The organism is Microbulbifer mixtoriginis (SeqCode) (assembly GCF_052466695.1).
In genome coordinates this window covers 1,028,019-1,045,034 of record NZ_CP174285.1, presented here as the reverse complement: position 1 = coordinate 1,045,034, position 17,016 = coordinate 1,028,019, and the positions used below count along the sequence as shown (strand labels likewise).

Sequence of the window (17,016 nt, the reverse complement as noted above, 5' to 3'; positions counted from 1 at the left end):
GGCCACATCGCACTCAGCGTACCGAGGACAGAAAGAGACATGGAAATTGAGAAAAATCAGCTAAGAAAAATCGATACGTAGGTCAAACTAGGGCCCTGTTATTTCCGATATTTGTGAATATCGGAATGATTAGAATATCTGTCCTAGTACCAATTCCGACACTGTCAAGAGTCTAATTTCAAACTGAGCCTAACAACCTATAAAAACGCGCCATTTGAGCCAAATTTCCCACTTCTTGCACAAATATTAGCCTGTTTTAATAACAAAAAAATATATAGCGTTTTTCCTCACAAAATGCGTTAAAACTAATTTTTTAGCTAATGACGCAAAATTTCTGCGCACTCATCCGATATTCTCAGTCAAAAACTTTACGCATCAAACGGTCTACATCACGGCGTAAAGCAACCACATCAGTTCGAATTGCAGCCCAAGCAGCGCCCGCACCAAAGGCCGCCGACAAGAAAGTTCCTAAATCAAATTCCACTAAATCTTCTTCCACTGAAATAATTTATTGATCCCAAACACGGCAAAAGATATCGACATAAAACCGGCTATATACCACTCAGGTAATGCGGCTGCCGCCGTGAGTCCCTGGGCGGCACTTTCTCGCAACCCAGGCATAAACTGGGCAATAAACGGATAAGACCAAACCGCAATCAAAAACTCATCTGCCCAGCCCGGTATTCCGTGCTGTATCCTCAGTGCGCGCGCCTGTGTTTCAGCTACGCGAGACTCTTGCCGAGAATCCCACCAACTTTTTATAAATCCAAGCGCCGCCAGCGCAACACTAGACACGCTGCTGCCTGCTATTTAGGGCTTGCACTATCATTGCCGCTGTAACGCCCGCAGCCACTGTAATTAAAAACTTTTTCATATTGGATCAAGCCCCCATACTTGCCGCGCATAATCATCTGATTCATTTAACGGGTTCACCAGATCGACCGCACCAAAAACACGGTCGAAAAAGCCCCGAAGATTATCCTCTCCAACCACTTCTTTTGCGGCTCGGTTCACAATGTTGTCCTGATGCGTTGGGTTAACTAGGTTGACCAGGGATTGGCGATTCCACCACGCCAGCCCAACGGCACCAACCGCAACCCCTGTGAGCACCATCACACCATCAATCTGTACCTTTACACTCACGCCAGCGCCTCACTAATTCCGCGATACTCGCCGGCAATGCGCGACCATGTGGCGATATGATCACCAGGGCGAACATCCAGATGTACCATGTGACCGGGCTGTGTATCGGTATATAAACCAATACCAGTAAAGCCAACAGAACGCGCTACCTGATAGGCGCGCTCCAGCTGTTCCGGGCTATTCAGGTAGTGCCAATTACCCTGTACATCCTGCACCTGCGGGAATACATCGATCGCCAGCACTTCACCCCAACGAGTTACATTGTGCTGGCTGTTACTGTCATCCTCTCGCCCTATTCCGCCTTCCGCTTTTGAGACAATCACCCGACCGCCCCACTCTGTGCGGAACCGATCCAATCGCTGCAGCAGGTCCGCCGACATTAACGGATACCAGATTCCGAACTCATCGCGAGAGAAGTGATTCAATTTAGGCCGCGTCACAAACCGCCCCCCTATTCCGATAGCTACCGCACCCACCAGCGCGGTGAGCATTACCCTTTTCATTGCTCAAAGAAATCAGGCAAAAGCCCAATCGTGTAATCACTATTCAAAAAAGAGATGCGGTCATCGCCTAAACCCTTCTTGTAAAAAGAGTTAGTACCGGCGTTATAGGTAATCGTATTACGGCCATTATCGTTAACTAATTTAGTGACGTAATCCAAATAGTTTGACGGCGGTGTGCGCTGAAGCATCGCACCCAGAATTACTTCAATGATTCCGCCATACATTTTGTGCCCTAGCTTATAAGGCAGAATTGGACGCCAACGGGACAGGCTATAGTGCAACTTTGTACTGTCATCGGCGCCGGGGTCTTTAATAGAAAATTGCGCATATACAGTAACGTCCTTTGTGAGTGTTACAGTAATCTCACCGGAATATGATATAACGGCCATAAAGGTTCCGTTTTCTGACACCGCGTAACCGTGCCCCAACGCGGCCGCATTCCACGCGGGCCATGCGCTATTTTCCAACCCAATAAACACAGAATATTTTTTATCTGTTATTTCTTTACCCTCGGTTGGGTCGATTACGTGGCAGTTCCTGTCAAAGTCTTCACTGTTCACTACGGAGATGCACAAATTACCCTCTTCATTGACAAAGCCGCATTTAGGCTGAGCATCACCGCCGGCAACATTGGCGAGGCTACCAACATTTTTATATTCAACCTTATTGGTCAATGGGTCGAACGACATTAAAAATTTATCGCCGTGGATATTAAAATTGCTGGCAATATTCGCCCACTCACTATCAGCCTTAGTATATTGATGGTCGAAGTAATGCAAAAAGTGATATTTCCCGCGAGAAAAACCTATAGGGAATGCACCAAAGATATAGTCATTTTGCCTATGCGGTTTGTGATCTGCGGTGAATTCATACCAACGAAATTTTTCTATTCGCATGTGGCTTAAATGGCTTTTATAAACTCGCCCATCAAGTGAAAACCAAATTTCCCCACTTGGTGTAATGGTCAGCCCCCCGAAGGAGGTAAAAACCCCTAGATTAGTATGACCATCAGAATGAGCGTCTTCATTGTGCGATAAAACCGCATCACTCCCATCTGTATTTTTCCATTTAATAATTTCTTTGGGCGCAGTTAATATAGGATCGAACGGTTTTTGTAGCCCGTCACCGATTTCATATTTTGCCAGACCTGCGCGGGTTAGCGCGTATACGCTCCCATCATGGAAATAGATTCCCCCGTTTTGGTCACAGTCCGCTGGTATGGTCGTAGAATCTTTAACATATTTATCGGTTGCCAGGGCGCTCCATTGCTCTGCATTTTCCAGGGTTACAGTCTTTGTAACATCCATAGGAAGCGTAGAGCTGGTGCCGTGATGAGTAGTCACATAAGGCGAGATATTCAGCTCCCCAGAGATAATCAGCCGATTGTATTCACCAAAGCCAATAATCAAGACCGCCACCTGCTCAACGGAGCTAGTCACTGTTACCCGCTTAAACGCCCCATTGATGCGCATAATATCGCCGGCATTCCGGTTTGGCATGATCATGCCATCCACTCGGACTTCTAAATTTTCACCCTGATCGATAAAAACAAACTCGCCGCCGGCCTCGATTGTTATAGGTACTTGAGGCTGTAACTCGCGGCGATATGGCGCCATATTCTTAATAGTCATTATTTACCCCTAAACATTGCCAAAACTGCGATTGAGGCAAAGGCCGCACCGCCCCACCCTAGAACCTTAACCGTTTTATCCATAGCCTCAGCGCCCTCACTACGGCTGTGCATTGTCGCCAGGGTAAAGGCTCGGTCTATTTGGTCCGCTGTTTGCTTGCGGGATGCGTCCGCATCCTTAGTGATTGCGGCGATAGACATCGCCATTGTGTTAGAGGCGAAATCCAGACTGTCGGTATTGGCATCGCGGGCAAAGTCCAAGCTCTCGCGCGCAAAGTCCATACTTTTACTATTGGTTTCGCGGGCAAACGAATAGCTTTCAGCTTGGGAGCGCTCCGCAAAATCTAGTGAGTCGCGGTTGGTATCGCGGGCAAAGTCGAAACCATCCTCCATTGCATCGAAGCTACGAGCGGCAAAGTTATTGGCTGCGCCTATCGTTTCCTCTATCGCAGTGAGCCCTAAATCCCTTGAGCCCCGATTCATTTCTGTCGCTGTATCGAATGCAATGCGGGTCATACGCTCCGCCGAGCCGATAGCGCCGTAGTCTGTTTTGGATATGCTGATATCGCCTACCCTGGCCCCTTCAGACAATCCCAGGTTTAGGCGGTCGCCGTCGCCAGTACCCTCGACGAAGTTCCACGTCTGTTCATTCTGGCTAGTTTGCTGGCTACTCCTCGATTTGGATTTACCGCCCACAATTTACCCTCGCACAATAGACAACCTCTAAAAATTTCAATCCTGCGCGCTGGTAGAGCTGTTCTACCCTCCAATCCCCAGAGTGGCAGCGCACAGTGTCATAGCCTGCACCGAGAGCACCCGCAGTAATTGCGCGCAGAGCTGGCACCAGCCCCGCACCCACTGCCGCACACAACACAAGCTCCCTTTCTTCTACACGGGTCACCAGCCAGCCAGGACCAGCCGAGGAACTCACCCGGTAAAGTTGTGCCCCCCCGTCTCGCAGTTCCTGCAGCACGTAATCATGCAGCACCCCCGGCACCCTGTTGAATGCATCTTCTGCGGCAGTGTTTGGCCAGGCAGTAGGCGTGAACGCTACCTCTTCCATAGGTACAAAGCCCCCAAAACCAGGGCGCCACCAATCAGCATTTGCTGGGTACTTAGCCCACCTGAACCGCCCGCATTGTTAAAAGTAAAAGAGCGGTTGCCACTGCCGCCCGTGCTGGCCGTTCCGCCGCTAGCCGTCGATGGGCCCACACCCATATCAAGGCCACCGCCCCCTGTCAGGCTTGTCAATGACCCCAGCATTATTTGGCCACCTTCAATAGAACTGCCGCACCCACGGCAAGCCCCGATAACAGCAGGAAGCGATTATCAAAGGTGAGGCCGCCCACATTGGTTTGATAGGGTGCGCCGACTGCGGCCGTATTCACCGCAGTCATTCCGGGCCCGCCATAGACGGTATTGGGCTGATAGGGATAGGCAGGAACAGCGGTGGCATTGTCAGGCTGAGCTGGCAAGGGTTCAGGCCTGTCCATTTGCTTCCAAGACAGGACGCCACCGACCATGACTTTTGTGAAATCAAGAAATGGGTTTGATGCGTCAGACATTGCCGCCCCCTTAGACTTCCAGCTCGCCGATGTACTCAGCAAACATTTCTACGTTTTCAGCGGCGGCGCTGGTCAGCTTTAAGCGCAAGTCACGCGCTGTACGGCAATCAAGCTTATTCTCTCCATAGCCCTCTTCTGAGAAGTCAATTACAAACCAGCCGGCTTGCGGGAAGCGCTCGCCGTCGTTTTGCTTCCAAGTATTAAGGCCCGCGGTACGCTCCCAGATAGTTCGGCCGTCACGCTCAATTTCCAGCTCGGTAATCTGGCTGGTTTTGATAAACAGGCGAGACAAATACTGCGAATTACGGGTGCCTTTAGGCAATTTATCGTAATCCCAACGGCCAGTAACGCCGGACACACCCGGAAGCCGGTAGATAGTACGCAGGGCCCCAGGGCCACCCTCTTTTACCGGCGAAATAGTCGCCCAGCTATTGAGAATGCGCGGGTTGTTAGCGCTGGCATCAATATCGATCTGTATTTCCAGATCACTGAGGATTACCCCAGTAGCAACGCCGTTTTTGATTTCCATTGAGCCCACGTTGAAGGCTGTCAGCTCCTCAAACATGCGCACCTTGAGGCCCGTTTGATCAAACGGGATTGTTATATAGGTATCATCGCCTTTCTGCCTGCCATCAAACGCGTTGATCACGTCGATAGCCTCACCGGTGTACTCCTGCGCCGTGCGGTTATTAGCTACGATTCGAATTGCGTTGATTTGTGAGCGCGGAAACGATGTTTGAATAGTGACGTCGTGATAGCAGCGTGGGCCAGGGAGGTTAATAGTTGCTGTTACACCAGGGGCAACACCCTCAGCGGGAGCAAGGCGGAATGTATTACGCATTCTTATTTGCTCCCGTTCTTGGCCACGCGCGCGGCTTTGGCTAACGGTTTGATGCCGGTTTTAACGGCCACGAAAGTGACAACACCCAAGAGCGCGGCACCAATCGCCGAAGAGATAACAATTTTTTTGTCGACGTTATCGCGCACAGCGCGGTCAACAGAGTTTGGAAGCATGGACATTAGTCCCTCGAAATTGGTTGAAACACAAAATGCGAGGGAATTTGTCACATGGGTTCCGCTTCACTGGTCAAGCGGTGTCCGCTTCACCTTTTCGCTTCACCGCTTCACTTTTCGCCTAAATCGGGGTGAATACTTGGATTTTTTCAGCGTCTCCACCTTCCGCACGATAGTAGAACTGCCCCACTTCCATTGATTTAAACTCCTGCCAGGGTACATCTACCTCATCCGCTACAGATCGAGCAGCCTTGCTATCCATGCGCCCTGCCCAGATATGCCCAGCATTACCAAGCGCGTCTTTGGTGATTAGCTGGGGGCGCTGACTGGTCGCATGAATCACAGCGCCGTACTTCCGGCCCTGAGTCCATAGCATGCGGTGGTAGTAGTCCCGCTCAAGCTCCAGGGGGCCAGGGGTGCGACAGCAATTGCTGTACTCCTCAACCAGTAAATAGGTTAAGCGGTTACCGTCCAGAATGGACCATGCAGCCTGTGCCCACTGTTCAAAATGGTTTGGGTGAGCATCACCAACATAAGCCACGCGGTAAGCCCTGCCGGAACGCTCCGCCGATGCCAGCCCCCGGAAAAATTCGCTTAATTTGGTATAGCGAGCATCAGCATCGTGGTCCTTGTTTGGATCCCAAAGGATTACTTTTCCACGTTCCTCAATTCCTGATCGCCGGCGCAACGTCTGTGTTTTGCCATATCCCGACTTCGCTAGATACAGGCTGTGATTGTTGCGATGTTTGGTGTTCTCGTTGCGCGCCATTGCGGTGTGCCTCCTCGCGTTTATTCTCTTCTTCCCTGTCGTGCTGGCGTAGCGCCTTAACGGCCTTAATAATCCGGCGAATCAAACCGCCGATATAAAAACCAGCCGTCACTTCCTCTTGGTATGGAATGCGTCCGGTACCCGTGCCGGCCAACTCATATTTCTGAATAGCCGGTGCCAGGGAGTTGATACCTAACTCCTCTTCTTCCTGTTCCAGCACCAGACGCCCATCAATGAACATCTGACAGGCCCCCTCGGCAATCTTCAGAATTGACTGCGCGCGGTTTTCTGCCGCTTCCATCGGCACCAGCTTTTCCGGTTCCGGCTTTGCTTCATTCGCTTCACTTTCTGCCGCTTCCGCATCACGCGCCTTCTCTTCCGTTTCCGCCTGTTGCGCCATGCGCTCTAACTCATCCATTCAGAACCCCCACAGCCAAGGCCGCCACGCCAACGCCCAACGCTATCCAGGTTGCCGCTGGATTTTCTTCCGGCTCCTCCTGGTGCTCCTCCTCTTCACCAGGGCGCCAGCGCTCGCCTACAGGTTCGCTTTGTGGTTCGCTTGCTGCCGCTTCACTCTGAACAGCTGGCAACGCTTCCCCCTGCCCTTCGTCACTCACGTTGGAAGGCTTAAAAACATCAGCTCCCTGCAGGAATTCAGCCTCTCGCCAGATTTTTGTCTGGCGCGCCGCCCCTGCGCCCATGTTCACTCCGCAGCAGTCGCAGGAGGTGTAAAAGTGCCTACCTCTTTTCGCAGCCTGCCTCACTTCGGCCTTGCTACCTTCCGGGCACTGCCAGTGCCCAATTACCGGGTTTTGTGGTTGTCGCTTTCCGCTCACGCTATCCCCCCTTCAACCGTCACCGATACCCCGCCCAACGCAAAAGCCCCAACGGCTACTACTGGCGCAGCCGCCAGCAGTACCCGCGCCACTGCGCCAGACCAGACCCAAACACGCACTATTGCGCGGGCCTCGCGCCAGTAGTCATTCAATGGATGTTCCCCGTCAGGTTATTGGAAACTTTCAGGCACAGTTCAAACTCGTCAAGGTTCAAACCCGCCGCCTTGCTTCTCTCGAGTACCTGCATTGGGGTTGTACTCATTAGAAGATCACCTGATGGCCCCACAATACGAATGGGAAGAGTTGCAGCCGCTTGCAAATCCTCAGCTGAAAACTCCTGTTTCTTCTCTGTTTCAGGTTTAGGCGGAGGTGGCAGCCTCTCCACGGACTTAGGTTCCCCCTGCTGTTGAACAGGGGTTGCCGGCCTTTCCTTTTCCGGTATCGGTCGCGGGTCAACCGCGCCTTTCCTGGCTTGCCTTTCCATGTATTTCCTTTGCCTGTTTTTGCCCATGGTTCCTCCAGGGTTACAGTTATTGACACAAGTCCAAGCGGCCCGGCTGCGCCGGTCCGTTCTCCCGCCGCATTGCGGCGGCAATCTGAATTCCTATGCGCTCATCGAGCGACTTTTGATCCATAGTGAACCCTGGCATTAACCGGGCTCTATTTGTGCTGTCACTTTCTGGCAGCTCGCGCACTTGGCCACCACTGCGGCGAATAGTCCAAACATGCTGACGGGTGGAAACCACCCGGCTTGTATTGCGCATCACTACACCCAGCAAGCGCTTGATTTCGTCGCCATAGCGAGAGCAAACGCCGTGATCGTATTGGTTAACCGGTATCTCTTCTTTGTCTCTGATTGAGGGCGCGCCCTGTTCAAAGTGGAAAGGACGCAAAACGGAATCACCACGCTTAACCGTTGGGCCGCCCATGAGTTCAACAAAGGTTCTCCAGTCGCCCGCATCACAAGCCGCGCGAATCGCTTCCACTTCTTCCGGTTCCCACTCTTCCAAGGGCTCGCGGCGGCGGCGCAGCTCCCGCCATACGGTCACACTCACCGCACCGATTTGCTGGAACTGCCGGATACCCCAAAGCGAAGCCCAGGCCCGAGCCCTGCCGGCACCGTCACTGCCGGGGCGCTCTGCCTCTTCGTCCAGGTCTACGCCATGAGCATCAATGTTTTTTGAAATGTACTTAGCGATGTAACCAGTAGCGGAGCGTTCCGGGTCGATCACTTCGCGTTCTGCCCGGTGCTTTTCAGCCCCTTTTTCATCGCCATCTTCACTAAGCGCCTCAGCCCGGAAAATCTGCCACGCGGTTTCCGCATCACCCGGGGAGAAGAACAGCAACATGTGCCAGTGCGGTGTGCCGTCATGGTGTGGCTCTGCCACCCGGAAACCAAAGGTGCGGATTTCTAACTTGTTCCACTTGGCCCGGATGTTTTGCCAAACCCCGGACAAATAGCGCTGCACCTGATCGGGAGAGGCCCCGTTGTATTTCGGATTGACCGGCCCATGATGTAGGCGCGCGTGATAGGCACTAGGCGCTGTCAGGGTAAGAAACAGCCCAGTCAAATTGAGCTCCTTGGCAATTTCCTCGTATCCGCGAAGCCGTACCATCAGTTCGTTGCGTCGGTTTACCGGGTTGGAAACGCTCCCCTCTTGCGCCTCGGCAAGACTCATAGTCTCACCCAGCTCATTCACTGCTTCCATGCTCTCCAGTAGTGCGCGGTTGCGGTGCTGTGACTTTTGCCAGCGTTCATAGGCCCAGTCACTGACATAAGGCTGCTTGCGCTTTTGCACCCTGCCCCCGTTACGTAAAACCGTTTCGACTTGACGACCTAACTTCTTGCGCAGCTGGCGACGCCACCAACGGGCATCACAGGCTTGCAAAATTGCGCGGGTGATTGTGTTGTGGACTCTCTCGGTATCCCAGCAATCAGGAATTTCACCGGGCACCGGCCACTCAACACCATGGGCCCGGACATGCCCGCCGATTTCCTCATTCATCGCCTCTATATCGCCGCCGCTCTCACCCTGCAATTGGCTGCAAAACTCAGCCGCTGTTTCGGCTAATGCCCGGATATCCTCATCATCCATGGTGGCCGAGGCCGTCGCGTCCAGGTTAAGCACCAACGGCGAATAGACCGGCGCGGTCAACGCCTCGGCATTTGCCCGAAGGTTTTTGTTGGCCTGCACATACCCATGTTCCCGACAGCTCCGCGCATACATGCCGGCCAAGTCGGATACTAATGGTTTGTGCTGACTGATAACTGAATCCCGCCACCGCCAAATCTCGCGCGGCATACGGTTGTTGAATTGCTCTAGTGCCGTGATCTGTTCCACGAATTACCGCCTCAATCCCAGGCAGGCACACCAGCAAGACCAAAATAAAACTCCAAACATTCCGCCCCCGCACCGTGTCCCTCCATAGCTCTTATTTTCCCAGTGGCTTCGCAGCTCTTAGGCCATAATCAAATGCCTGCAAGACTTCCGTTGCAGGGCCCAGGCCTACCGGGCGGCGCTCACGCACAGCCCGCGTAACCGCGAGAAAGCGCTCATATTCGGAGCGGTCCAAAACCAGCTCTACGCGCATGCACTTGGCTTTTTGATCATTCATGGGAACCCCCGGCGCTATTGCGAATATCGTCCAGATCTTTGAGGGCGTTCTTGATTTGGTTTTGCAGCAAATTGATTGAGGCCGCCACATACTGCGCGCGGTAGTGGTCATCCATTCCAGAGCGCACACCGTGGTCAACGGCGGCTACATCGCGGCGGGTTCGCTCAAAATCTTTTTGCAGCGCGTCGGCCTTGTCGCCAATCTCGCGCAAGTTGGCATCAAGCGCCCGCAGTGACTGCACCAGGAATTGCAGCTTTTGCTGATCGTTTAAATGCTTGCGGTTACCAAAGCGCACCGAGGCTAAAACTTTCTCGATATCTGCAACTGTTTTACGAGCAACGCGGCGCGGGTCATCGGGTTGGATTTTGCGGGCGGCACTCATGCGGCCACCTCCAACGCTTGCGCGCGCCAGGCGTCCACCAAGGCTTTCAAGTCGTATTGCAAACCCAGGCAGCGCGGGCACTCCAGGGATACACCCGCGCGGATATTCTTACCGCTGGTGCGCTGTATGGGCTTCAGTAGTTTGTCATTGGGAGAAAAGGCGAAGATATCGCCAGAGAGGATCAACCAGCCTGCACCGTGACAGACTGGGCATGGGTACTGTTTTGAGGTTTCGCAGTGCTGAGTCTGGGCAATACGCTCGTCGATGCCGTTGCGCAACCCTTCAAGGAAATCAGCCACCGGCCTCTCTCCCAGTCGGTTCAGTTCAGATTCAATAACCCCAAGCGAAAATGTTTGATTAGTAGGTGAAGTTTGCATAGCGGTTCCTTGCTTGCTGTATCGTGTCGGCTCACTGTCGACACGCCCCGCCGGTACTCCTTGGCGGGGCTACTCAACAGCGAGCAACAACACTCTATACAAGCGAAATAACCCTATACAAGTCGCCTAAGGCTAATTGCAGGCTTGTATAAAACCTATAATGAAAAAATAATCTAAGGAGGGAGAGAGCGAAATGCTTACGACCAATGACATTCTGGCCATGATGAAAGAGCGCCTCGGCAGCTATTACAAAGTGGCCCAGGAATTAGGTGTTCACCCAAATCGAGTCAATCAAATGCGGCACCACGGCGGCAAAATGACTTTTGAACAAGGACTAATTGCGGCTAGTTTTTTAGGGGTTTCTGATGAGTCAATCATCTTAAGCCTTGCAGCTGAACGGTCCCAACAAAGCCCCGCTTTCGATAACCTCGCCCGCCTCGCCGCCAAACACACACCCAAAATTTCAGCTATTGCAGGCGTTTTTGCGCTAGCCATTTTGGCCACTGGTGATTTATTGGGCAATCCAGCCGTTTTAAGCCTCACGGAGTCTCTCACCCAGATCGCCTAAGTTGTTGATTTATATGGAAAATATATGGAGAAATATCCGATATCAAATGAATATCGGTAATTTTGTAAGCAGTTGATTCTCCGTGTAATTTGCCGCTTGGACGTCCAACTAAAGTACTTAGTTTTTGCCAACTAAAACACTTAATTTCCAACTAATGAAATTATAGATATTTTGAGTGCTAAACCGTTGCTAGAGCCTAGAGCCTAGAGCTTGGATGTCCAACAATATTTAATTTTCGCTAACCTCCCTGTATTCCTGATTTACTTCGCGCGATTAGTTCAAGATGCAAGGGTGTTATTACAGTGAGGATGGGCTTGTAGTAGAGGAAATCGTTGATCCAGGTGATCGAGAGCGCACTTATTCTGATGAAGTTGGCCTACTCCGCTTGATGCATTTTTTGACTATGACTGCGCGATTCGTCCATATGCCTGACCCCGCAACAACGACTAGAACAGAGGCCCATCTTATGGGACTTTGGGTAGCCGAGAGTAGACACCTCTACTTCCACCAATGGTCTGAGGCCCATCTTATGGGACTTTGGGTAGCCGAGAGTAGACACCTCTACTTCCACCAATGGTCTAAGGAGTTGCAATCGCAACGTCAACATCATTCGCTTGTACCATCTATCCCTATCGACACCACCAACAATACATAGGGCGCTAAGAATAACCCAATTAGATGAACACATTGTCGATTTAAATGATAGAATATACCTAGAGTTCAATGATGAGCTTATCCCATTTCGCTCATTCCGTATCCAAGTATTAGTTGCGACAGTAGCAACTGCTAGATAATTGCATAAGGCCGCCGGAGCCATTAACGCTTACAACTCCTGATCTACCCTACGAGGCTGCTTCCTGCTTTCCATCAGGACTACCAGATGATTTTCCCCTCACATTTAGTACCTGTTCAGCTGAACAAACTGCCTTAACCCATTTGGCTATCCCTGTACATGAAGCGACATGCGATCAGCATGCTGCGACCGTAAGCATTTTGACTGTCTCAAAATGCAGGCTGGATCACCCCAGACCTGCCCCCACATGCATTATTAATTCACAGAGCACTCTATGCCTCTATTGGGTGGGTGTTTATAAAACTGCTTTGCCTGATCACCAATTTGGAACCAACTCGGTTTTTCTGAAGTAAATTTACGCTGCACGGAAGCCCACGTATACCTACCCGAATACAGCTGCCTTGGCTTGACCCTACCAGCATGGCAGGCTATGCAACTCTCTAAGCATACGTAGTTAAAGGAAGCATGCTACTGACCATTTAGCAAAATTTCATGAGCAAGGCACGTGCATCCTGTTAGCACTAGGGTTATTCGGATTACTGCGGCTGAACTCGCAACTGCGGCAAGCACCCTCCCCTCTAAGTAGTCGATAGTTTCTTGGTTCAGATTGATGGCTACGAAACCGGTACTGACCTGTGCCGAAGCGGTGCTTGTCTCGTGACGCAGGCTGAGTTACTGCTGGTCGTAGGCGAGTGCTTATATCTTTACCCATGGATATTCTGGCGCTCTCTCCCAAACCATAGTGGGAGTGCCCATCGGCCTGCATAACACTTCGATGCGGCTGGCCGTGTGGCTCAAAAAATAGCTGGTAATGTTAATCCGTCAACGACAATAATTTATGAAGAGCCTCCTGAAGAAGTGCTTGAGGAGGCACTAAAAAAATCTAACCAAAGTATAGATTACATATTTAAGAGAATTCGTCTGACTCAGGCTAAAGCGTAGAAATTTAGCCTCGACCCGACCAAAGGCCGTCAGATTTTCTCTAAACTAGTTCTCTTGGCTATATTTCTTCATTTTTTACTTCACTGAGATACTGAAGCCCTTCCTCAGATTTTGAAATATTATAGATGATTTTTTCTAAGAGAATCTTGTCTGTGGTTAAATTGAATAATTCGCCTGATGAGTATCTTTTGCTTATGATATGGTTCGCTATTCCTGAAATAAATTTATCTTTTCTGCTTAGCGGAATCCATGTGCTTGGGTATTGTAGAGCACGTTCAATCTCTATCCATTCATTCCAACTAAGCTCGTAATTATTAATTAACCCATAACATGGTGTGATAGAAAGTTTCAGCAAGTCATAAATTTGAGGTGAGCTACCAAATAAGGCCCTTTTTAGTAAGAACATTGATAGGTCTCTGGGTAAATCATTATTTTTAGCATTGCCGATAGCGGATATCCAGGGGTCACTATCTTTATCACTCACCTCTAAATAAGGAGATATGTATCCAGAGATTAAATCAAGGCTATCAATTGAAATATGGGAATGATGATAAGCTGCGTATAACAATGAATGTGGATCACGAACTGCGATTTCTATCCACTTTTTGTTAATGCTCTTTTCTTCCAGCTTATTAAAGATACACCGATAGAAATCATCCCCAAATTTGTCCATAAGAATATCTGCAAAATCAAAGTTGTCCGATTCTATTATCGCTGTGACAACTGTATTTGAAGATTCTCTGCCAACAACTTCAATGGCTTGATTAGCAAGCTTCTTATAGTTCCAAAAGCTGGGTTCTTCGAGAATATCCTTTCTGGCAGCTAGAAATCGATCAGTTAATTGTGGCTCGCAATTTAAACAGTTAATAATAGCGTTGTAGGACATGGTCTCAGCAGCACCTTTTAAGATGCCATCACTATGCTCTGTCCAAGGAGCTATTACCTTCTGAAGAAGATCGTTTTGATTAGCTCCGAGTGAGCGTCCGATTAGCTCTTCGCCTGATCGAGATAAGTCATTGATCTTAATGCTGCCAATATCGCTTATAAGAAGGTTAGTTGTATTTTTTTCTAGACTAGGACGATCACTATGGCTAATTTTATTAGCTATAGCCCTAACAATACTTGAGGGCCTAGAATGCCACTTTAATAGCAAGCTGCTGAGCTCATTTAACTCATCTTTATCTCCACGCAAAAGTTGCCAAGCTCTTAGAAGTGGAACATACGCCTCTCGAGTTTGGGTAGTATTTCCACCATGCTTCCATAGAAACTTTCGTAAATCCCCCCCTGCCTTGCTTCTTGCATCTAATGTTGCATCAAGAAGCCAGTCATAATCTTGGTTTTTAGGACTGGTTAAATCACGTAACGTAAGATCATCAATACTTAGGAGTATATCAAAAGTAGCCCGTGTTTTAGAACTGGTCTTATTATTCCATGTTCTAAAACTAAAAGATCTTCTTAATCTAGGCCATTGCTGACTCCATACCTTTAATACTGTCTCATCACTTACCAGTTCTTTGGCTAGTTCAACAGTGGTATTTGTGGAGTAAAGTCGATAAATGAGCTCTTCTAGCCCTAGATCATCAGCGCCAAACTCAGCCCTTTTTGTATCTTTACTTGAAAGGGTTAAACTTTTTTTGTATTCGTCAAATGTAAGACTTTCAGGTTCTCTAAAATATGAAAGAAGCGATGAGAAATCACTGATTCTAGGGAGGTCTGAAAAATCAATTAAAATTGTATGGGTCCAAACACAGCCTGGCCGCCCCATTTGGAGTGCGGGCCAAGTTTTGGCCAAGGCATATTTTCCTGCTTCCTTTAATGGGTAGCCTGTCAAGCATGGAGTATTTGAGTCATTAAACCCACTACCTGGTGAGTCACTCATTTGGAGTAACTTCATTTTTGCTGCACTATCCAGCTTTTCTGACGTTGCAAGTAGCTGGTGCCCATCACGGTATCCATGAAGAGCTTGAGATACATGAATGCGTTCTGATTCCGCTATCACGGCTAAAGGGTCCATTCGAGTATTGTTGTCAAATCGTGCGTAGTATCAGCACTATCTTGTACAATTATTCTTTCTGATTGTTTATCAAACGAAAGTAATTTTTCTTTCTCAGTTGTTTCTCCGTTGCTGAGATCGCCACCCTGTGCGCTAACGCCAAAAGCCTTCCATTCGTGATAATCAAAACCACTATTTAGGTACTGATATAGAAGTGGCATTTCACCCTGTAAAAACTTCTCGGGAGAAATATCGTCAAGTATTTTGTCCCATGCTGAGAGTACAATGGCAACTTTAGGGCTAGTTGAGCCCATAGGTGGTCTTGCTAGCAGTTGTAGTAACGCTACTAACATAGCCTGTGTTGGTGTATGAGATGTTGCATCCCAAGGTACTGGATCAACGAGACTTTCCTGATCATCATTTTTACCTAGAGCTTCTGCCATGCCCTTAGCATCTACAACAGAAAGAGGCTTTTTGACACTGTCTGCATGAATGAAAAGAATCAGTGCTGAAGCATTGTCTGTCATTTTGACAAATTCTTCGGTGCATTGATGATTTCCCCATACTTGTTTCCAAGTTTCACCTGAAAGGTCAGGGAAAGTTATTCCTATAGTGTTTTCGTTTTTAGAGAAATGAAGCGTGACACTTTCTTCTTCATCGATACGCGTCCTTTCCATAGGTTCACACAGGCACCACCGCTCCGATAACCTATTCATATAGGCGCGCTCTCTAGGTAAACCTGCATGTTTAAGTGAAGTTTCCAATTCACCAGCTTGCATTAAATAGCTGAGGGCACCTAAAAAGGTGGTTTTACCGGATTCTGGAAGTCCGCAAATAAGTATCGAGTCATTGCTATGGTTAGTATTCATAAAGCGAACTCTTGATCTAAGAACGTTCTACTTGCTTTCTCAGGGTCATTCGGTGCTATTTTAGCTTTAGGTACCTTGTGGTCGACGATACTTCCTAGTAGAGATGGTATCCCTTGGCCGGGTTCGACACTCTCAATCGAGTCTGGCCGTGCTGCTATGATTTCTCCCACAACAGTGATACCCGGCCCTAGAGTTTCTTTTGCCGAGTCAATAATTCTTTGGTGTTCTGTGGTCGCTAATTCATTGCTTTCAGCCTTAACTGCTAAATCATAGCGGGTCAAAGTAATGATTACTTTTGTTCCTTCGTTTATCATGGCTGACTCAGAAAAAGCCTGTATGATATTTAGGGCCTGTCTTTTAGCAAGATGTCTTTTAGCCTTATCACCGAGACTTTCAGCATCAACAAGCATGAGAACAATATCTGCTCTACTGACCTCATATAGCTGTTCACAGGCTTGAGAGCTATCTGCAGCATTACTGTATAGTTCACCGGCTCTATCGGCTAGAAAAAGTTCTTCTCGGTTACTTGATTTATCGTACAGAGATAGGTGGTAGAAATTTAAGCCGTCAGATGCAAACGTTCTTGGTGTTTCGGGGCGATCCCTCCGAGAAGTAGATCTGGCGGAATGGCACAGTTCTTCAAAAGGATATATTGTTGCTGATCCACCAAAATTCCAGTTAACTATTGGCCCTTCCTGGAGGAGGTCGTAGAGGCTTGCAAATAGCGTTGTTTTTCCAACGTTTGCTGGTCCAACACAGGCAATTATTCTTCCCCCTTTATTCTTAAGGAGTGCATCAGCCGTTTCTGGATCTAGAGGTAGCCGACCCATGAGGTTGATTTTATCTTCAGCCAATTCCTGGATTGCAGGGACTGTGTCTGCTGGGCTTTGCAATACTTCTTCGACTAAATCTCCGTTATAACTTGAGCAATCTCCTAGATCTTCAAAGCCTTCTAGGCAAAGACCGGTTTCCTCAATTTGGCACTGTGGATTTGAACATTTTCCAGCCATTGCTTA

General features: G+C 49.2%; 24 protein-coding genes. 1 reads left to right on the top strand and 23 read right to left on the bottom strand.

Features of this window, described 5'->3' with window-relative positions; all coding sequences use genetic code 11:
• Nucleotides 1–355: 355 nt before the first annotated feature.
• The 20 genes from ACJJI0_RS04565 to ACJJI0_RS04470 form a co-directional block, all read right to left on the bottom strand.
• Nucleotides 356–499 (bottom strand): hypothetical protein, encoded by a 144-nt coding sequence (locus ACJJI0_RS04565; protein ID WP_444884866.1) that lies wholly within the window; start codon nt 497–499, stop codon nt 356–358.
• Entirely contained in the window at nt 484–795 is a 312-nt protein-coding gene (locus ACJJI0_RS04560; protein WP_444884865.1) for a hypothetical protein, read from the bottom strand. The genes ACJJI0_RS04565 and ACJJI0_RS04560 overlap by 16 nt, the downstream gene beginning before the upstream one ends.
• Before the next feature lie 75 nt (nt 796–870).
• Nucleotides 871–1,143 carry a hypothetical protein gene (locus ACJJI0_RS04555; protein WP_444884864.1) on the bottom strand — a complete coding sequence of 91 codons (273 nt, stop codon included), beginning with the start codon at nt 1,141–1,143 and terminating at the stop codon, nt 871–873.
• Entirely contained in the window at nt 1,140–1,634 is a 495-nt protein-coding gene (locus ACJJI0_RS04550) for a hypothetical protein (protein ID WP_444884863.1), read from the bottom strand. Before ACJJI0_RS04550 ends, ACJJI0_RS04555 begins: the two co-directional genes overlap by 4 nt.
• An 8-nt stretch (nt 1,635–1,642) precedes the next feature.
• The gene (locus ACJJI0_RS04545; protein ID WP_444884862.1) at nt 1,643–3,277 is read right to left on the bottom strand and encodes a hypothetical protein; all 1,635 of its coding nucleotides are present in this window, start codon (nt 3,275–3,277) and stop codon (nt 1,643–1,645) included.
• Entirely contained in the window at nt 3,277–3,972 is a 696-nt protein-coding gene (locus tag ACJJI0_RS04540) for a hypothetical protein (RefSeq protein WP_444884861.1), read from the bottom strand. Before ACJJI0_RS04540 ends, ACJJI0_RS04545 begins: the two co-directional genes overlap by 1 nt.
• Nucleotides 3,962–4,339: a hypothetical protein gene (locus ACJJI0_RS04535; protein ID WP_444884860.1), complete on the bottom strand. Its 378-nt coding sequence runs from the start codon at nt 4,337–4,339 to the stop codon at nt 3,962–3,964. Before ACJJI0_RS04535 ends, ACJJI0_RS04540 begins: the two co-directional genes overlap by 11 nt.
• Entirely contained in the window at nt 4,327–4,539 is a 213-nt protein-coding gene (locus ACJJI0_RS04530; RefSeq protein WP_444884859.1) for a hypothetical protein, read from the bottom strand. Before ACJJI0_RS04530 ends, ACJJI0_RS04535 begins: the two co-directional genes overlap by 13 nt.
• Nucleotides 4,539–4,841 (bottom strand): hypothetical protein, encoded by a 303-nt coding sequence (locus tag ACJJI0_RS04525; protein ID WP_444884858.1) that lies wholly within the window; start codon nt 4,839–4,841, stop codon nt 4,539–4,541. The genes ACJJI0_RS04530 and ACJJI0_RS04525 overlap by 1 nt, the downstream gene beginning before the upstream one ends.
• A 10-nt stretch (nt 4,842–4,851) precedes the next feature.
• On the bottom strand, nt 4,852–5,682 hold the full coding sequence (locus ACJJI0_RS04520) for a major capsid protein P2 (protein WP_444884857.1): 831 nt from the start codon (nt 5,680–5,682) through the stop codon (nt 4,852–4,854).
• A gap of 2 nt (nt 5,683–5,684) precedes the next feature.
• A complete protein-coding gene (locus ACJJI0_RS04515; protein ID WP_444884856.1) occupies nt 5,685–5,861 on the bottom strand; it encodes a hypothetical protein in 177 nt (58 codons plus the stop codon).
• 115 nt (nt 5,862–5,976) lie between these two features.
• Complete coding sequence (locus ACJJI0_RS04510; protein WP_444884855.1) at nt 5,977–6,624, bottom strand: hypothetical protein; 648 nt, start codon at nt 6,622–6,624, stop codon at nt 5,977–5,979.
• Nucleotides 6,521–7,042, bottom strand: a complete 522-nt coding sequence (locus ACJJI0_RS04505; RefSeq protein ID WP_444884854.1) for a hypothetical protein — start codon at nt 7,040–7,042, stop codon at nt 6,521–6,523. Before ACJJI0_RS04505 ends, ACJJI0_RS04510 begins: the two co-directional genes overlap by 104 nt.
• Nucleotides 7,035–7,460 (bottom strand): hypothetical protein, encoded by a 426-nt coding sequence (locus ACJJI0_RS04500; protein ID WP_444884853.1) that lies wholly within the window; start codon nt 7,458–7,460, stop codon nt 7,035–7,037. Before ACJJI0_RS04500 ends, ACJJI0_RS04505 begins: the two co-directional genes overlap by 8 nt.
• Nucleotides 7,457–7,612, bottom strand: a complete 156-nt coding sequence (locus ACJJI0_RS04495) for a hypothetical protein (RefSeq protein WP_444884852.1) — start codon at nt 7,610–7,612, stop codon at nt 7,457–7,459. Before ACJJI0_RS04495 ends, ACJJI0_RS04500 begins: the two co-directional genes overlap by 4 nt.
• The gene (locus ACJJI0_RS04490) at nt 7,609–7,971 is read right to left on the bottom strand and encodes a hypothetical protein (RefSeq protein ID WP_444884851.1); all 363 of its coding nucleotides are present in this window, start codon (nt 7,969–7,971) and stop codon (nt 7,609–7,611) included. The genes ACJJI0_RS04495 and ACJJI0_RS04490 overlap by 4 nt, the downstream gene beginning before the upstream one ends.
• A 19-nt stretch (nt 7,972–7,990) precedes the next feature.
• On the bottom strand, nt 7,991–9,802 hold the full coding sequence (locus ACJJI0_RS04485) for a replication endonuclease (protein ID WP_444884850.1): 1,812 nt from the start codon (nt 9,800–9,802) through the stop codon (nt 7,991–7,993).
• A gap of 91 nt (nt 9,803–9,893) precedes the next feature.
• Nucleotides 9,894–10,076 carry a hypothetical protein gene (locus tag ACJJI0_RS04480; protein WP_444884849.1) on the bottom strand — a complete coding sequence of 61 codons (183 nt, stop codon included), beginning with the start codon at nt 10,074–10,076 and terminating at the stop codon, nt 9,894–9,896.
• A complete protein-coding gene (locus ACJJI0_RS04475) occupies nt 10,069–10,458 on the bottom strand; it encodes a hypothetical protein (protein WP_444884848.1) in 390 nt (129 codons plus the stop codon). Before ACJJI0_RS04475 ends, ACJJI0_RS04480 begins: the two co-directional genes overlap by 8 nt.
• The gene (locus ACJJI0_RS04470) at nt 10,455–10,835 is read right to left on the bottom strand and encodes a hypothetical protein (RefSeq protein ID WP_444884847.1); all 381 of its coding nucleotides are present in this window, start codon (nt 10,833–10,835) and stop codon (nt 10,455–10,457) included. Before ACJJI0_RS04470 ends, ACJJI0_RS04475 begins: the two co-directional genes overlap by 4 nt.
• 220 nt (nt 10,836–11,055) lie before the next feature.
• On the opposite strand from ACJJI0_RS04470, the gene ACJJI0_RS04465 reads away from it, so the two are divergent.
• Nucleotides 11,056–11,403 carry a hypothetical protein gene (locus ACJJI0_RS04465; RefSeq protein WP_444884846.1) on the top strand — a complete coding sequence of 116 codons (348 nt, stop codon included), beginning with the start codon at nt 11,056–11,058 and terminating at the stop codon, nt 11,401–11,403.
• Between the two features lie 1,793 nt (nt 11,404–13,196).
• Here the strand turns inward: ACJJI0_RS04465 and ACJJI0_RS04460 are convergent.
• From ACJJI0_RS04460 to ACJJI0_RS04450, 3 genes are read right to left on the bottom strand one after another with little or no spacing between them, the layout of a single operon-like run.
• Entirely contained in the window at nt 13,197–15,152 is a 1,956-nt protein-coding gene (locus ACJJI0_RS04460) for a GAP1-N1 domain-containing protein (protein ID WP_444884845.1), read from the bottom strand.
• Entirely contained in the window at nt 15,140–16,000 is an 861-nt protein-coding gene (locus tag ACJJI0_RS04455) for a TRAFAC clade GTPase domain-containing protein (protein WP_444884844.1), read from the bottom strand. Before ACJJI0_RS04455 ends, ACJJI0_RS04460 begins: the two co-directional genes overlap by 13 nt.
• The gene (locus tag ACJJI0_RS04450; RefSeq protein ID WP_444884843.1) at nt 15,997–17,010 is read right to left on the bottom strand and encodes a TRAFAC clade GTPase domain-containing protein; all 1,014 of its coding nucleotides are present in this window, start codon (nt 17,008–17,010) and stop codon (nt 15,997–15,999) included. Before ACJJI0_RS04450 ends, ACJJI0_RS04455 begins: the two co-directional genes overlap by 4 nt.
• Nucleotides 17,011–17,016: the final 6 nt, after the last annotated feature.

What these genes read in the sequence shown, in the direction of transcription:
- ACJJI0_RS04550 (WP_444884863.1), bottom strand. Translation starts at nt 1,634, where the DNA reads ATGCTCACCGCGCTGGTGGGTGCGGTAGCTATCGGAATAGGGGGGCGG.
- ACJJI0_RS04545 (WP_444884862.1), bottom strand. Translation starts at nt 3,277, where the DNA reads ATGACTATTAAGAATATGGCGCCATATCGCCGCGAGTTACAGCCTCAA.
- ACJJI0_RS04535 (WP_444884860.1), bottom strand. Translation starts at nt 4,339, where the DNA reads ATGGAAGAGGTAGCGTTCACGCCTACTGCCTGGCCAAACACTGCCGCA.
- ACJJI0_RS04530 (WP_444884859.1), bottom strand. Translation starts at nt 4,539, where the DNA reads ATGCTGGGGTCATTGACAAGCCTGACAGGGGGCGGTGGCCTTGATATG.
- ACJJI0_RS04525 (WP_444884858.1), bottom strand. Translation starts at nt 4,841, where the DNA reads ATGTCTGACGCATCAAACCCATTTCTTGATTTCACAAAAGTCATGGTC.
- ACJJI0_RS04520 (WP_444884857.1), bottom strand. Translation starts at nt 5,682, where the DNA reads ATGCGTAATACATTCCGCCTTGCTCCCGCTGAGGGTGTTGCCCCTGGT.
- ACJJI0_RS04515 (WP_444884856.1), bottom strand. Translation starts at nt 5,861, where the DNA reads ATGTCCATGCTTCCAAACTCTGTTGACCGCGCTGTGCGCGATAACGTC.
- ACJJI0_RS04510 (WP_444884855.1), bottom strand. Translation starts at nt 6,624, where the DNA reads ATGGCGCGCAACGAGAACACCAAACATCGCAACAATCACAGCCTGTAT.
- ACJJI0_RS04505 (WP_444884854.1), bottom strand. Translation starts at nt 7,042, where the DNA reads ATGGATGAGTTAGAGCGCATGGCGCAACAGGCGGAAACGGAAGAGAAG.
- ACJJI0_RS04490 (WP_444884851.1), bottom strand. Translation starts at nt 7,971, where the DNA reads ATGGGCAAAAACAGGCAAAGGAAATACATGGAAAGGCAAGCCAGGAAA.
- ACJJI0_RS04480 (WP_444884849.1), bottom strand. Translation starts at nt 10,076, where the DNA reads ATGAATGATCAAAAAGCCAAGTGCATGCGCGTAGAGCTGGTTTTGGAC.
- ACJJI0_RS04475 (WP_444884848.1), bottom strand. Translation starts at nt 10,458, where the DNA reads ATGAGTGCCGCCCGCAAAATCCAACCCGATGACCCGCGCCGCGTTGCT.
- ACJJI0_RS04470 (WP_444884847.1), bottom strand. Translation starts at nt 10,835, where the DNA reads ATGCAAACTTCACCTACTAATCAAACATTTTCGCTTGGGGTTATTGAA.
- ACJJI0_RS04465 (WP_444884846.1), top strand. Translation starts at nt 11,056, where the DNA reads ATGATGAAAGAGCGCCTCGGCAGCTATTACAAAGTGGCCCAGGAATTA.
- ACJJI0_RS04460 (WP_444884845.1), bottom strand. Translation starts at nt 15,152, where the DNA reads ATGGACCCTTTAGCCGTGATAGCGGAATCAGAACGCATTCATGTATCT.
- ACJJI0_RS04455 (WP_444884844.1), bottom strand. Translation starts at nt 16,000, where the DNA reads ATGAATACTAACCATAGCAATGACTCGATACTTATTTGCGGACTTCCA.
- ACJJI0_RS04450 (WP_444884843.1), bottom strand. Translation starts at nt 17,010, where the DNA reads ATGGCTGGAAAATGTTCAAATCCACAGTGCCAAATTGAGGAAACCGGT.